Origin of the sequence: Microbacterium hydrothermale, from assembly GCF_004854025.1 — a bacterium.
In the GTDB taxonomy this organism is placed as follows: Bacteria; Actinomycetota; Actinomycetes; order Actinomycetales; family Microbacteriaceae; genus Microbacterium; species Microbacterium hydrothermale.
Genome location: NZ_STGM01000001.1, coordinates 728,362 through 740,958, shown reverse-complemented (window position 1 = coordinate 740,958; position 12,597 = coordinate 728,362). Strand labels below are relative to the sequence as shown.

The 12,597-nt window shown below is 70.8% G+C and carries 12 protein-coding genes; 7 read left to right on the top strand and 5 right to left on the bottom strand.

Annotated elements, in window-relative coordinates; translation table 11 throughout:
- Positions 1-25: 25 nt before the first annotated feature.
- The 7 genes from whiA (at position 26) to FB047_RS03530 (ending at position 5,847) form a co-directional block, all read left to right on the top strand.
- Positions 26-1,003: a DNA-binding protein WhiA gene (gene whiA / locus FB047_RS03560; RefSeq protein ID WP_136585808.1), complete on the top strand. Its 978-nt coding sequence runs from the start codon at positions 26-28 to the stop codon at positions 1,001-1,003.
- A gap of 382 nt (positions 1,004-1,385) precedes the next feature.
- The gene (locus FB047_RS03555) at positions 1,386-2,012 is read left to right on the top strand and encodes a superoxide dismutase (RefSeq protein ID WP_076675340.1); all 627 of its coding nucleotides are present in this window, start codon (positions 1,386-1,388) and stop codon (positions 2,010-2,012) included.
- A 103-nt stretch (positions 2,013-2,115) separates the two neighbouring features.
- Positions 2,116-3,126 carry a type I glyceraldehyde-3-phosphate dehydrogenase gene (gene gap / locus FB047_RS03550; RefSeq protein WP_136585807.1) on the top strand — a complete coding sequence of 337 codons (1,011 nt, stop codon included), beginning with the start codon at positions 2,116-2,118 and terminating at the stop codon, positions 3,124-3,126.
- Between the two features lie 6 nt (positions 3,127-3,132).
- Positions 3,133-4,350 carry a phosphoglycerate kinase gene (locus FB047_RS03545; protein WP_136585806.1) on the top strand — a complete coding sequence of 406 codons (1,218 nt, stop codon included), beginning with the start codon at positions 3,133-3,135 and terminating at the stop codon, positions 4,348-4,350.
- Positions 4,338-5,129, top strand: coding sequence for a triose-phosphate isomerase (tpiA, locus tag FB047_RS03540; protein ID WP_136585805.1), 792 nt, complete (start codon positions 4,338-4,340; stop codon positions 5,127-5,129). The genes FB047_RS03545 and tpiA overlap by 13 nt, the downstream gene beginning before the upstream one ends.
- Before the next feature lie 114 nt (positions 5,130-5,243).
- Entirely contained in the window at positions 5,244-5,492 is a 249-nt protein-coding gene (gene secG, locus FB047_RS03535; protein ID WP_013586744.1) for a preprotein translocase subunit SecG, read from the top strand.
- Between the two features lies 1 nt (position 5,493).
- Positions 5,494-5,847 carry an RNA polymerase-binding protein RbpA gene (locus FB047_RS03530; protein WP_055955187.1) on the top strand — a complete coding sequence of 118 codons (354 nt, stop codon included), beginning with the start codon at positions 5,494-5,496 and terminating at the stop codon, positions 5,845-5,847.
- Between the two features lie 102 nt (positions 5,848-5,949).
- Here the strand turns inward: FB047_RS03530 and FB047_RS16810 are convergent, their stop codons facing one another.
- From FB047_RS16810 to FB047_RS03505, 5 genes are read right to left on the bottom strand one after another with little or no spacing between them, the layout of a single operon-like run.
- Entirely contained in the window at positions 5,950-6,699 is a 750-nt protein-coding gene (locus tag FB047_RS16810) for a hypothetical protein (RefSeq protein ID WP_167494129.1), read from the bottom strand.
- Positions 6,696-8,219, bottom strand: coding sequence for a polysaccharide deacetylase family protein (locus FB047_RS03520; RefSeq protein WP_136585804.1), 1,524 nt, complete (start codon positions 8,217-8,219; stop codon positions 6,696-6,698). The genes FB047_RS16810 and FB047_RS03520 overlap by 4 nt, the downstream gene beginning before the upstream one ends.
- A 38-nt stretch (positions 8,220-8,257) precedes the next feature.
- Positions 8,258-10,066 carry a glutamine--fructose-6-phosphate transaminase (isomerizing) gene (gene glmS, locus FB047_RS03515; RefSeq protein WP_136585803.1) on the bottom strand — a complete coding sequence of 603 codons (1,809 nt, stop codon included), beginning with the start codon at positions 10,064-10,066 and terminating at the stop codon, positions 8,258-8,260.
- A complete protein-coding gene (locus tag FB047_RS03510; protein WP_240752538.1) occupies positions 10,066-11,127 on the bottom strand; it encodes an NAD-dependent epimerase/dehydratase family protein in 1,062 nt (353 codons plus the stop codon). The genes glmS and FB047_RS03510 overlap by 1 nt, the downstream gene beginning before the upstream one ends.
- Positions 11,124-12,497: a nucleotide sugar dehydrogenase gene (locus FB047_RS03505; RefSeq protein ID WP_167494128.1), complete on the bottom strand. Its 1,374-nt coding sequence runs from the start codon at positions 12,495-12,497 to the stop codon at positions 11,124-11,126. The genes FB047_RS03510 and FB047_RS03505 overlap by 4 nt, the downstream gene beginning before the upstream one ends.
- Between the last annotated feature and the right edge of the window lie 100 nt (positions 12,498-12,597).

The following is a 12,597-nucleotide window of genomic DNA, read 5'->3' as shown; positions in this document are numbered from 1 at the left end:
CCGCCGCCCCCACCCGAGGAGAATCGTGCCCCTGACCGCCGACGTGAAGGCCGAGCTCATCACCGTCCGCGACCCGCGCCCGACCGCGCGCGTCGCCGAGCTCACGGCCCTCCTGCGCTTCTCCGGTGGTCTGCACTCCATCGCCAATCGCGTCGCCGTCGAGGCCGAGCTGGACTCCGACATCCTCGCGCGCCGCGTGGCCCGCGACCTCATGGAGCTGTACGGCGTGCGCCCCGAGCTGCACCACGTGCAGGGGTCCGGAGGTCGCACCGGCGGCCACTTCGCGGTGCGCGTGATCGAGGCGGGCGAGACGCTCGCGCGTCAGACCGGATTGCTCGACCAGCGTCGTCGTCCCGTGCGCGGACTCCCCAACAAGCTCACCACCGGCTCGCGTCCCGACCTCAGCGCCATCTGGCGCGGAGCCTTCCTCGCCAGCGGCACCCTGAGCGACCCGGGTCGCTCCGCGGCGCTCGAGATCTCGTGCCCGTCGTCCGAGGCCGCGATGGCGCTCGTCGGCGCGGGCCACCGCATCGGCATCCCCGCGAAGGCCCGCGAGGTGCGCGGCGTTCCGCGCGTCGTCGTGCGCGACGGCGAGGCGATCCGCGGGGCCCTGTACGAGATGGGCGCCCGCCGCACCGCGGGGGAGTGGGACCAGATGCGCCAGCGCCGTGAGGTGCGCGCGGGAGTGAACCGTCTCGTCAACTTCGACGACGCCAACCTCCGTCGCTCGGCCCAGGCCGCGGTGGCCGCGTGCGCCCGTGTCGAGCGCGCGCTCGAGATCCTCGGCGACGAGGTGCCCGACCACCTGCAGCAGGCCGGCGAACTGCGCCTGGCGCACCGCGACGCGAGCCTCGACGAGCTCGGCCACCACGCCGACCCGCCGCTGACGAAGGACGCCGTCGCCGGTCGCATCCGGCGCCTGCTCGCCATGGCCGACAAGAAGGCCGAGGCCGAGGGCATCCCGGGTACCGAAGCCGCGGTCCCGGTGGGCGCCGACGACTGACGCGGTGATCTCCGGATGCCGCGACTTCCGGCATCCTGAATCGGCCCGCGGGAGCGGGGCCCGGCTGACGTGCGCGCAGTGAGCCGCGCCGTCGCGCGCCCGCGACGAGCACGCGTGACGTGCGCGCGTCCCGCCGCGCCGTCGCGACCCGCCTGGCGTCCGCGACGAGCCCGCCCGGCGTGCGCGCATCCCGCCGCGTCAGAGCGACCCGTCGCGCGCTCGCGACGCGCCCGGGCTGCTACCGCCCGTCATCCGGGGAAGCAACCCTGGGGCCGTGGCGTTACCCCTCAATAGGATGAAGACGTCACCCTCGCTGCACGATCCCTCAGCTCGTCGTCCTGGCGGAGAGGTTTCGGCGGCGCCCGATTCGGAAGTAGAGAACATGGCGAAGTACACGCTGCCCGAACTGCCCTACGACTACTCGGCGCTGGAGCCGCACATCAGTGCGACGATCATGGAGCTGCACCACAGCAAGCACCACCAGACCTACGTCAACGGCGCCAACACCACCCTCGACCTCCTCGCCGAGGCGCGCGAGAAGGGCGATTTCGCCAACATCAACCGCCTGCAGAAGGACCTCGCGTTCAACCTCGGCGGCCACACGAACCACTCGATCTTCTGGACGAACCTCTCGCCCAACGGCGGTGACAAGCCCACCGGCGACCTCGAGTCGGCCATCGACGACCAGTTCGGGTCGTTCGACGCCTTCCGCGCGCAGTTCACCGCGGCCGCCCTCGGTGTGCAGGGCTCGGGCTGGGCCGGCCTCTTCTGGGACTCGATCGGCGAGAACCTCGTCATCCAGCAGTTCTTCGACCAGCAGGGCCAGATCGTCGCGGGCACCGTTCCGCTGCTGCTCCTCGACGTCTGGGAGCACGCCTACTACCTCGACTACAAGAACGTGCGCGCCGACTACGTGAAGGCCTTCTGGAACATCGCCAACTGGGCCGACGCCCAGGAGCGCTTCGCCGCCGCCCGTGAGAAGACCGCGGGTCTGCTGGTACTGTCGTAAACGGTGCGGCGTCCCGGTGGGACACCCCACCGGGACGCCGTTGTCCGCCAGCGAATACCGCAATCACGCGCTTCTCGCGCACAACTGATTCAGGAGATATTCCGTGACCGTCAAGATCGGAATCAACGGCTTCGGCCGTATCGGACGCAACTACCTCCGCGCGGCTCTCGCGCAGGGTGCCGACCTCGAAATCGTGGCGGTGAACGACCTCACCGACAACAAGACCCTCGCGCACCTGCTGAAGTACGACTCCGTGGGCGGCGTGCTGTCCGAGGACGTCTCGTACACCGAAGACTCCATCACCGTCGGCGACAAGACCATCAAGGTCTTCGAAGAGCGCGACCCGGCCAACCTCCCCTGGGGCGAGCTCGGCGTCGACATCGTCATCGAGTCGACCGGCCGCTTCACCAAGGCCGAGGACGCCAAGAAGCACGTCGCCGGCGGCGCCAAGAAGGTGCTCATCTCCGCTCCCGCGACCGGTGACGACGCCACCATCGTCATGGGCGTGAACGAAGAGACGTACAACCCCGAGACCGACGTCATCATCTCGAACGCCTCGTGCACCACGAACTGCCTCGCCCCGCTGGCGAAGGTCTTCGAAGACGCCTTCGGCATCGAGCGCGGCTTCATGATGACGGCGCACGCCTACACCGCCGACCAGAACCTGCAGGACGGCCCGCACAGCGACCTCCGTCGTGCGCGCGGCGCGGCGATCAACATCGTCCCCGCCTCGACCGGTGCCGCCAAGGCCATCGGCCTGGTGCTGCCCGAGCTCAACGGCAAGCTCAGCGGCTCGTCGTACCGCGTTCCGGTCCCCACCGGCTCGATCGTCGACCTCACGATCGTCACGCCCACCGAGGGCCTGACCGTCGACCAGGTCAACGAGGTCTACAAGAAGGCCGCCGCCGAGGGTCGCCTCAACGGCATCCTGCAGTACACCGAGGACCCGATCGTCTCGAGCGACATCCAGGGCAACCCGCACTCCTCGATCTTCGACGCGGAGCTGACCAACGTCAGCGGCAACCTCGTCAAGGTGTCGTCGTGGTACGACAACGAGTGGGGCTACTCCAACCGTCTCGTCGACCTGACCGAGTACGTCGCCGAGCGTCTCTGACACTCCATGGCTCTGCGCACCCTCGATTCGCTGGGGTCGCTCGCCGGCACGCGCGTCATCGTCCGTTGTGATCTGAACGTCCCCCTCAAGGACGGCGTCATCACGGACGATGGCCGCGTGCGCGCGTCGTTGCCGACCCTCAACGCACTGATCAACGCCGGCGCGCGTGTGGTCGTGTGCTCGCACCTGGGCCGCCCCGACGGGGCGCCCGACCCGAAGTACTCGCTCGAGCCGGTCGCGCAGCGCCTGTCCGAGCTGCTCGGCCAGCCGGTCGCGTTCGCACGCGACACGGTGGGCGAGTCGGCTCAGGATGCCGTGGCGTCGCTGGAAGACGGCGAGGTCGCGGTCATCGAGAACCTCCGCTTCAACGCGGGGGAGACCTCGAAGGACGAGGCCGAGCGCCAGGCCTTCGCGCGCGAGCTCGCCGGTCTCGGCGACGCGCTCGTGTCCGACGGCTTCGGCGTCGTGCACCGCAAGCAGGCGAGCGTCTACGACCTCGCCCAGCTCGTGCCCTCGGCCGCGGGCCTGCTCATCCAGAAGGAGCTCGAGGTCCTCGATCGCCTCACCGAGAACCCCGAGCGTCCGTACACGGTCGTCCTCGGCGGCTCGAAGGTCAGCGACAAGCTGGGCGTCATCGAGCACCTTCTCCCGCGCGTGGACAAGCTCCTCGTCGGCGGCGGCATGATGTTCACCTTCCTCGTGGCCGAGGGTCACAAGGTCGGCTCGAGCCTGCTGGAGCAGGATCAGATCGACACCGTGAAGGGCTACCTCGCCACGGCGAAGGAGCGCGGCGTCGAGATCGTCCTCCCGGTCGACGCGGTCGTCGCGGCCTCGTTCTCGGCGGACGCCGAGCACGTGGTGGCGGATGCCGACGCCCTCGAGGACACCGCCTTCGGCGCCTCGGGCCTCGGTCTCGACATCGGACCGCGCACGGCGGAGCTGTTCGCCGACGCGATCCGCGGCTCGCGCACCGTCTTCTGGAACGGCCCGATGGGCGTGTTCGAGATGAAGGCGTTCGAAGCCGGCACGAAGACCGTCGCCCAGGCGCTCACCGAGGTCGACGGCCTCAGCGTCGTCGGCGGCGGCGACTCCGCGGCCGCGGTGCGTCAGCTCGGTTTCGCGGACGACCAGTTCGGTCACATCTCCACCGGCGGCGGCGCCAGCCTGGAGTTCCTCGAAGGCAAGAAGCTCCCCGGACTGGAGGTCCTCGGATGGCAACAGTGAACAGAACCCCCCTCATCGCGGGCAACTGGAAGATGAACCTCGACCACCTCCAGGCGGTTGCGTTCGTCCAGAAGCTGCACTGGACGCTGAAGGAGGCCAAGCACGAGAACGGCAGTGTCGAGGTCGCGGTCTTCCCGCCGTACACCGACCTGCGCACCGTGCAGACGCTCCTCGACGCCGACAAGATCGAGTTCGCGCTCGGTGGTCAGGACCTCTCGGCCCACGACTCCGGCGCGTACACCGGCGAGATCTCGGGTCAGTTCCTGGCGAAGCTCGACGCGACCTACGTGATCATCGGTCACTCCGAGCGTCGTCAGTTCCACCACGAGACCGACGAGGTCGTCGCGGCGAAGACCCAGGCCGCCCTGCGCCACGGTCTCGTCCCGGTGATCTGCGTCGGCGAGACCTCGGAGGACCTCGAGAAGTTCGGTGCGAGCGCCGTGCCGGTCGGGCAGCTCGAGGTGGCGCTCGACGGCGTGTCGGCGGATGCCGACATCGTCGTGGCGTACGAGCCGGTCTGGGCCATCGGCTCGGGTCAGGCGGCGACGCCCGACCAGGCCCAGGAAGTCTGCGCCAAGCTGCGCGCTGTCGTCGCCGACAAGCTCGGTGCCGACGCGGCGGCGCGCACGCGCGTGCTGTACGGCGGTTCGGTGAAGTCGGGCAACATCGCCGGCTTCATGCGCGAGCCCGACGTCGACGGTGCGCTGGTGGGCGGTGCGAGCCTCGTCGTCGACGAGTTCGCGGCGATCATCCGCTTCCAGAAGCACGTCGGCGTCTGACGCCCTTCCGGATGCCCGCGGCCGCGCGCCGCGGGCATCCGTGCGTCTGAGACGCGTCCCCGTATACTTGACGCTTGTGCGGTCGTCCCGTCCGCGCGCGAAAGGCTTTCGACAGTGCAGATTCTCGAGTTCGTCCTGCAGGTTCTCCTGGGCGTCACCAGCCTCCTGCTGACCCTGCTCATCCTGCTCCACAAGGGTCGCGGCGGCGGTCTGTCCGACATGTTCGGCGGCGGCATGAGTTCCGCCCTCGGATCGTCGGGACTGGCCGAACGCAACCTCAACCGTTTCACGATCGTGCTCGCGCTGGTGTGGTTCGTCACCATCGTCGGCCTCGGTCTGCTGACCAAATTCGCGGAGATCTGACATGGCCACTGGCGGCAATGCCATCCGTGGCTCGCGCGTCGGCGCGGGCCCCATGGGCGAACAGGACCACGGCTTCCACGCGGACCGCGTCGCGGTGTCGTACTGGGACGCCCTGGGCAACGAGACCGTGCGGTACTTCGCGGCGGGGATCCCCGACGACGAGATCCCCGAGACGATCGACTCGCCCCACTCGGGCCTTCCCGCGGGCCGCGACAAGGCGAACCCCCCGGCGCTGGCCAAGGCCGAGCCCTACAAGACCCACCTCGCGTACGTGAAGGAACGCCGCAGCGACGAAGAGGCCGCATCGCTCCTCGACGACGCGCTGCAGCAGCTCCGCGAGCGTCGGGGACAGTGACGTCCTCGATCGCCGACGTCAGTAGGGCCGGATGCCGTGGCATCCGGCCCTTCCGTCTTTTCCGGCGTCCGGCGACGGACGCCTTCCGGCACGGCGTCCGCCTCAGCGGACGGGGGAATCCGTGACGATCGTGGTCCACGGACCGGGCGGGACGTCGACGTCGTCGACGAAGGCCCAGTCGACGTGGTCGCCGTCGCCGTCGAGCTCGGCGAAGCCGAGGCATCCGTTCAGCGCGGGGGAGACGTCGAGGCCGGCGCCGTTGAAGCGCTCGTTCGCGGGACGGCGGTCGTCGGAGCCGAACACGTACGCGCTGTCGCGGTACTCACCGGGGCCGGCGTCCTCGATCTGGCCGTAGCAGATACGGTCGCCCTTGCGCAGGACCACCCAGCGGTTCTTCATGAGGCTCGCGTCGGGATCGTCGACCGTCGCGGCGTACTCCGGCTGTCCGGCCCACGGCACGACCTCTCCCCGCGTGGCGAAGCCCTCCTCGTCGTTGACGTCGTCGAAGGGCAGGTCGAGGTAGAACGGGTTCTCGAGCGGGGTCATGCGCGTGGGGAAGTACCCGTTGTCGGCGGTGCGCTTCTCGGTGCGGCATCCGTCGCCCTCGACGACGCCGTCGCATCCGCCGTACGAGCCCAGCCAGTCGGAGTCGTAGGTGGAGATCCGCTGGCTGCCGTCCGCCGCCTGCGGATCGAACACCTCGCCGACCCAGAACGTCGTCGAGACGATGCCGGTGTGCCAGGGGTAACCGGTGTCGGGCAGGGGCGCGGGCGTGGGGGCGCACCCCACCGCGCCGACGGCGACGGCCACCGCGAGGGCGGTCGTCGCCGTGCGGCGCGAGCGGGGTGTCATCCGGTGACGTCGCTCTCGGTCGGCCGGAAGACCTCGAGCGGACCGGGCGGTGTCGCCGGTGCGGAGGTGTCGACGGGCGCGGTGGCGCTCATCACGGTGAGCGGGGGAGCGCTCGCGCTGTCGTACAGGCCGAGGTCGTCGGTGCGCAGGGTGCCGTTGCCGAAGATGTTCAGCGCGAAGCTGATGCCGTTGTATCCGGTGGGGATGGGCGCGGTCGTCCAATCGGCCTCCGTCCAGTCACCGGCCGCGGCGAACCACGGGCTCGAGGTCCAGTACGACCAGCTTCCGCTCGTCGAGCGCAGATAGACGGCGAACTGCGTGGGCCCGCTCGCCTGATACCACTCGCGCAGCGTGTACGACCGGCCGGGCGTGACCGTGGGGGAGCACTGGCCGAGGTCGAACTGGGGGAGGAGCTTGGCATCCCCGTCGACGTAGCCGGTCATGCTGATGCCGCTGGCGATGTTGCCGGTGTGGGCCGGGGAGCCGGTGCTGAACTCCGGCGTGTTGGTGCCGTACCCCCCTCGCATCCAGCAGTCGGGCGCGCCCGTCTCCATACTGGGGTTGACGATGCCGTTCGTCGAGCCGGTCGGGGCGGGCACGGCGGGTCCGTCGACGACGGGTTTGGTCGTGCCGCCGATCACACTGCCGATGGTCTTGACGACCGTCCCCGCCGACTGGCGGGTCTTCAGCCACGACACGAACTGGCTGAACGTCGAGGTGGTGACGGCCAGATCGCTGCACGCGTCGTCGCAGACGTCGTGGAAGGTGTACTGCACCCATCCACCGCCGTTCTTCTCGGCGTTGGTCACGCCCTGCTTGAGATCGGCGAGCGTCCAGGTGGCATCCACCTGATCGAGGGCGGCGAGCGCGAACGGGTCCGCGGGCGGCATCGTCTCGGCGTACGCGCAGTCGGGGCAGCCGAAGCGGCTCTTGATGTCGCCGAGGAGCCGGCCGCTGTTGTAACCGCACGCGGCCACGGCCTTCTCGACGTCGGGGGTGGACGAGGCGAACGGATACGCGAAGCTCTTGACCGTGAAACCCCAGGAGGTGAGGTTCTTGCGGTCCTGGCAGATCTGCCGGGTGGCCTCGTCGACGCTGACCTGCGCGAGGTCGGGGTGGTTGACGGTGTGGCCGCCGATCTCGTGGCCGGCGTTCTTCAGGTTCGTCAGATCGGCGCGGGTCATGTGTCCGGACGCCCCGATGTACCCGGAGGGGACGTAGAACGTGGCCTTCATCCCGTTCGCCTTCAGCGCCGGGAGAGCGTTGAGCTGGTCGGCGTTGGCGTCGTCGAAGGTGAGGCTGACCACGGTGCGGGTCGCGGCCTCGGCGGGCGCGGGGGTCAGCGCGAGGCCCCCCGCGAGCACCACGGCCAGGGCGGAGAGCACGGCGAGCGCACCGAGGCCCAGGCGACGGCCCCGCAGACGGCGCAGGCTGAGCCGACGATCACGGCGCCGATCGGAGGGCGAGAGGAGGCGCCGTTCGCGGCGCAGCCGGGGTGCGTTCATGGGATCGGTGTCCATCTCTGTCGTCCGTTCGGGCCGGCGGGCGTCGATCGCGCTCATGACACCGTCACCGACTTCGCGAGGTTGCGCGGCTTGTCGACGTCGCGGTGCAGTCGCAGGGCGAGCTCGCGCGCGAACATCTGCAGGGGGATGACGCTCTCGAGCGGGCCCCACGAGGGTCCGGTGCGCGGCAGGTGGAGCGCCACCCCGCCGACGTTCAGCACGCGTTCGCCGATCCGGATGACACGTCCTCCGCGCGCGGTCACCTCGGCGATATCGACATCGAGACGCGGATCGCCGTTGTCGACGACGAACACGGGGGTCCCGGTGGTCACCAGAGCGAGCGGGCCGTGCTTCAACTCGCCCGCGGGATGAGCCTCCGCCCAGCGGTACGACAGCTCCTTCAGCTTGAGAGCTCCCTCGGCGGCGTACACGAGACCGGCCCCTCGACCGAGGAAGAGGAAGCCCGATGCCCGCGCGTGGTCGGCGGCGAGCTGCGCGCACGGACCCCGCCACGTGTCGAGGGCGGCGGCGAGGGCGTCGGGCGTCGCCGCGAGGGCGCGCAGATCCGCGTCCACGCACGCGGAGTCGCCGCGGTCGGCGGCCGCGAGAGCCGACAGGGCCACGCACACCCCGGTGAGGACCTGTGCGACGAAGGTCTTGGTCGCCGCGACCCCCACCTCGGGACCGGCCAGGCAGTCGATGACCGCATCGGAACGGCGAGCGAGCGTCGAGGAGGTGTTGTTGGTCAGGGCGAGCACGGTGCCGTGGCGCGGGGGCAGGGAATCGAGGGCGCGGAGCACGTCGGCGGTCTCGCCGGATTGGCTGATCGCGATCACGAGAGTCCGCGGCTCCCACACCTCGTGCGCGACCTCGCTCGCGACGAGGGTGCGCGTCGGCATCCCCCCGAGGCGGCCGAAGACCCCGGCGACGGCGCGACCCGCGTGCAGCGACGTACCGCAGCCGAGCACGGCGACGCGGTCGATGCCGTCGAGGGAGGGGAGCCCGAGCCCCCTCCACAGGCGACCGTCGGCGATGCCCGGGGAGAGGGCCTCGAGCACGCGACGGGCGATGAGGGGCTGCTCGTCGATCTCGTTGCCCATGTGGTCGCGGTGGCGGCCGGTGCTGGCCAGCAGCGCCGTCCGCGGCACCGGCCACAGGCCCCGGGGTCGGCAGCTGCCACCGGAGCGGTGCCAGCGCGGGCCGGCGGCATCGACCTCGACCACGTCGTCGTCCTCGAGCACGCGGAACTCGTCGACCTCGGGGGCGATCGCGCCCACGTCGCTCGCGAAGTACGTGCCGCCACCCGCCTCGGCGCAGATCAGCGGGGAGCCGTGCGCGGTCGCCGCGAGGGCGCCGCTGCGCGCGTCGAGAACGACCACCGCCCACGAGCCCGAGAGGTGGGTCACCGCGTCGGCGAGGGCGTCGCCGAGGCCGACGCCGGGGCGCTGCGCCTGCTCGACGAGGTGGACGATGACCTCGCTGTCCACGCCGGTGGCGAAGCGGTGTCCGGCGCCGACGAGCCGCGCCCGCAGCGCGTCGGCGTTGTCGATGATCCCGTTGTGCACCACGTAGAGGCGGCCGCCGCAGTCCTCCAGGGGGTGCGCGTTCGCCTCGCTCACCTCGCCGTGCGTCGCCCATCGGGTGTGCCCGATCGCCGCGGTCGTGGCATCCGCCGGCTCTTCTCCGACGACGACGGCGAGGGCGGCGACTCCGCTGAGCGTGCGCGCGTGCATCGTCGAGCCGTCGGGACGCCGGGCGGCGATCCCTGCGGAGTCGTAGCCGCGGTACTCGAGGCGCTCGAGGGCGTTGCGCGCACGGGATGCCGCCGCGGTGGGGCCGCGGTAGGCGGTGATGCCGCACATCAGAGCACGCCCCGGAACGATCCTGCGGCGGCCAGGGGCATGGCATCCGACCCGAGCCGCTCGCGGGAGAGCAGATCGGCGGCCACGCGCATGATCGTCGTCGTGAGCGGGGTCGTGGGCTGGTAGCCGACGAGGTCGTGCGCCTTGGTGTTGTCGGGGACGCGCCGCCGCATGTCCTCGAAACCGGGGGCGTACGCCCGCTCGTACGGGACCAGCTCCACCTCGCTGCGACTGTCGAGCGTCGCGATGATCTCGCGGGCCAGGTCGACGATGGAGATCTCGCGCGATCCGCCGAGGTTGTAGGCCTGGCCGCGGGCGCGGGGGTCGCGCTCGATGCGGACCATCGCGGGCACGACGTCTTCGACGGCCGAGAAGCAGCGGGTCTGCAGACCGTCGCCGAACACGGTGAGGGGATGCCCGCGCAGGGCCTGACCGACGAGGTTGGGCAGCACCATCCCGTACCTGCCCGTCTGCCGGGGGCCCACGGTGTTGAACAGGCGGACGATCGCCACGTCGAGGCCCTCCTGGTCGCAGTACGCCTTCGCGAACGCCTCGTCGATGCCCTTCGCCCCGGCGTACGTCCAGCGCGACAGCAGCGGATCGCCGAGCACGCGGTCGGAGTCCTCGCGCAGACGATCGGCCGTGTTCTTGCCGTAAACCTCGCTCGTGGACACCAGCAGGACGGACGCCTTGTGCTCGATGGCCGCGGTGAGCACGTTCTCGGTGCCGTGGATGTTGATGCGCAGACCCCGCAGGGGCTGCTCGACGATGAGCTTCACCCCGACGGCCGCGGCGAGGTGGAACACGCGGTCGCACGTGCGCATCGCCTGGTCGACGGTCCGGCTGTTCAGGATCGAGCCGTGGATCATCTCCAGGCGCGGGTTGTCGGCGACGCCGGCGAGGTTGCGCGCCGATCCGGTCGACAGGTCGTCGAGCACGACGACCTCGTCGCCGGCGGCGAGCAGGTGCTCGACGAGGTGGCTGCCGACGAAGCCCGCCCCGCCCGTGACGAGGGTGCGCATCCCTCCGGCCGCGGAGCCGAAGACCGGGACGGCGCTCACAGGAGCACCCGCCCCGCGATGTCGGTGCTGCGGTAGGTGCCGTCGACCACGAGGGCCTCGCCGTCGAGCCAGCCGAGGTCGCAGTCGTGGTGGCGCGTGTGCACGAGGACCACGTCGGGGTGGAACGCCCCCGGATCGTCGAGCGAGTCGCGCTCGCGGCCGGAGTCGAGATGGATGTGCGGGGCGTGGGTGTCGACGTACTGCACCTCGGCGCCCACGTCGATCAGGTGATCGATGATCTCGAGGGCGGGCGACTCCCGCAGGTCGGCGACATCGGGCTTGTAGGTCACCCCGACCACGAGCACGCGGGCGCCGAGCGTGCCCTTGCCGGCGCGTCCGAGCACGTCGCGGATGCGTTCGACCACGCGACGCGGCCGGGCGGCGATGCGCGTCATCGCCTCGGTGATCACCCCCGCGTCGACGTGCAGCGCCTTCAGCTGCCACAGCAGGTAGTGCGGATCGCACGGGATGCAGTGACCGCCCACCCCCGGACCCGGGTAGAACGCCATGAACCCGTAGGGCTTCGTGCTGGCCGCCTCGATCACCTCGGTGACGGGGACGTCGAGAGCTCCGCAGATGTCGGCGAACTCGTTCGCGAGGGCGATGTTGACCGCGCGGAACGTGTTCTCGAGGAGCTTCGTCATCTCGGCGGTGGCGAGGCTCGAGACGCGGTGCACGCGGGCGGCGTAGCGCGAGAGCAGCTGAGCGCCCTGCTCCTCGCAGCGGGGGGTCGCGCCGCCGACCACGCGGGGGACGACCTCCTGGGCGAAGCCGACATTGCCGGGGTCGATGCGCTCGGCGCTGAAGGTGACGAAGACGTCGCGGCCGATCTCGAATCCGCGCTCGCGCAGCGGCTGCTCGACGAGGTCGTGCGTGCAGCCGACGTAGGTCGTGGAGGTCAGCATGACGAGCTGCCCCGGGCGGGCCGCGGCGACGACGGTGGCGCACGCGGCCCGCAGGGGAGCGAGGTCGGGGACCTGCTGGTGGTCGACCGGGGTGGGCACGCACACGACGATCGCGCTCGCCCGGGAGAGCTCGCTCACGTCGCCGGTGAGGCGGAACTCGCTCGGGCGCCGGAGTGCGGCATCCAGTCGCTCCCGGTCGGAGTCGATCAGGTCGGCGCCGCGGGCCGCGATCGTGCGCAGGCGCCGCGACGACACGTCGAGAGCCAGTACGCGCGAACCGCTCGCGTGATACGCCAGGGCGGTCGGCAGCCCGACGTAGCCCAGACCGACGATCGCGACGTCGAAGTCGAACGCGGGCGCCGGCGCGGCGGCGGCGATCGGCGTGTCCGGGGCAGGGGAGGCGCCGTCGCGGGGGAGCGGCGTCGTCGGAGCGATCACGTCAGGGCGGACATCGAGCGTGGACATCTTCATCCTCCAACAGCGGGTCCGAGGGGGCGGTGGGGGGCCATGCCCCCTCGGACGATTCGGGTGGGTGGTCAGGCGTCGGGTGAGGATCGGCGCTGAT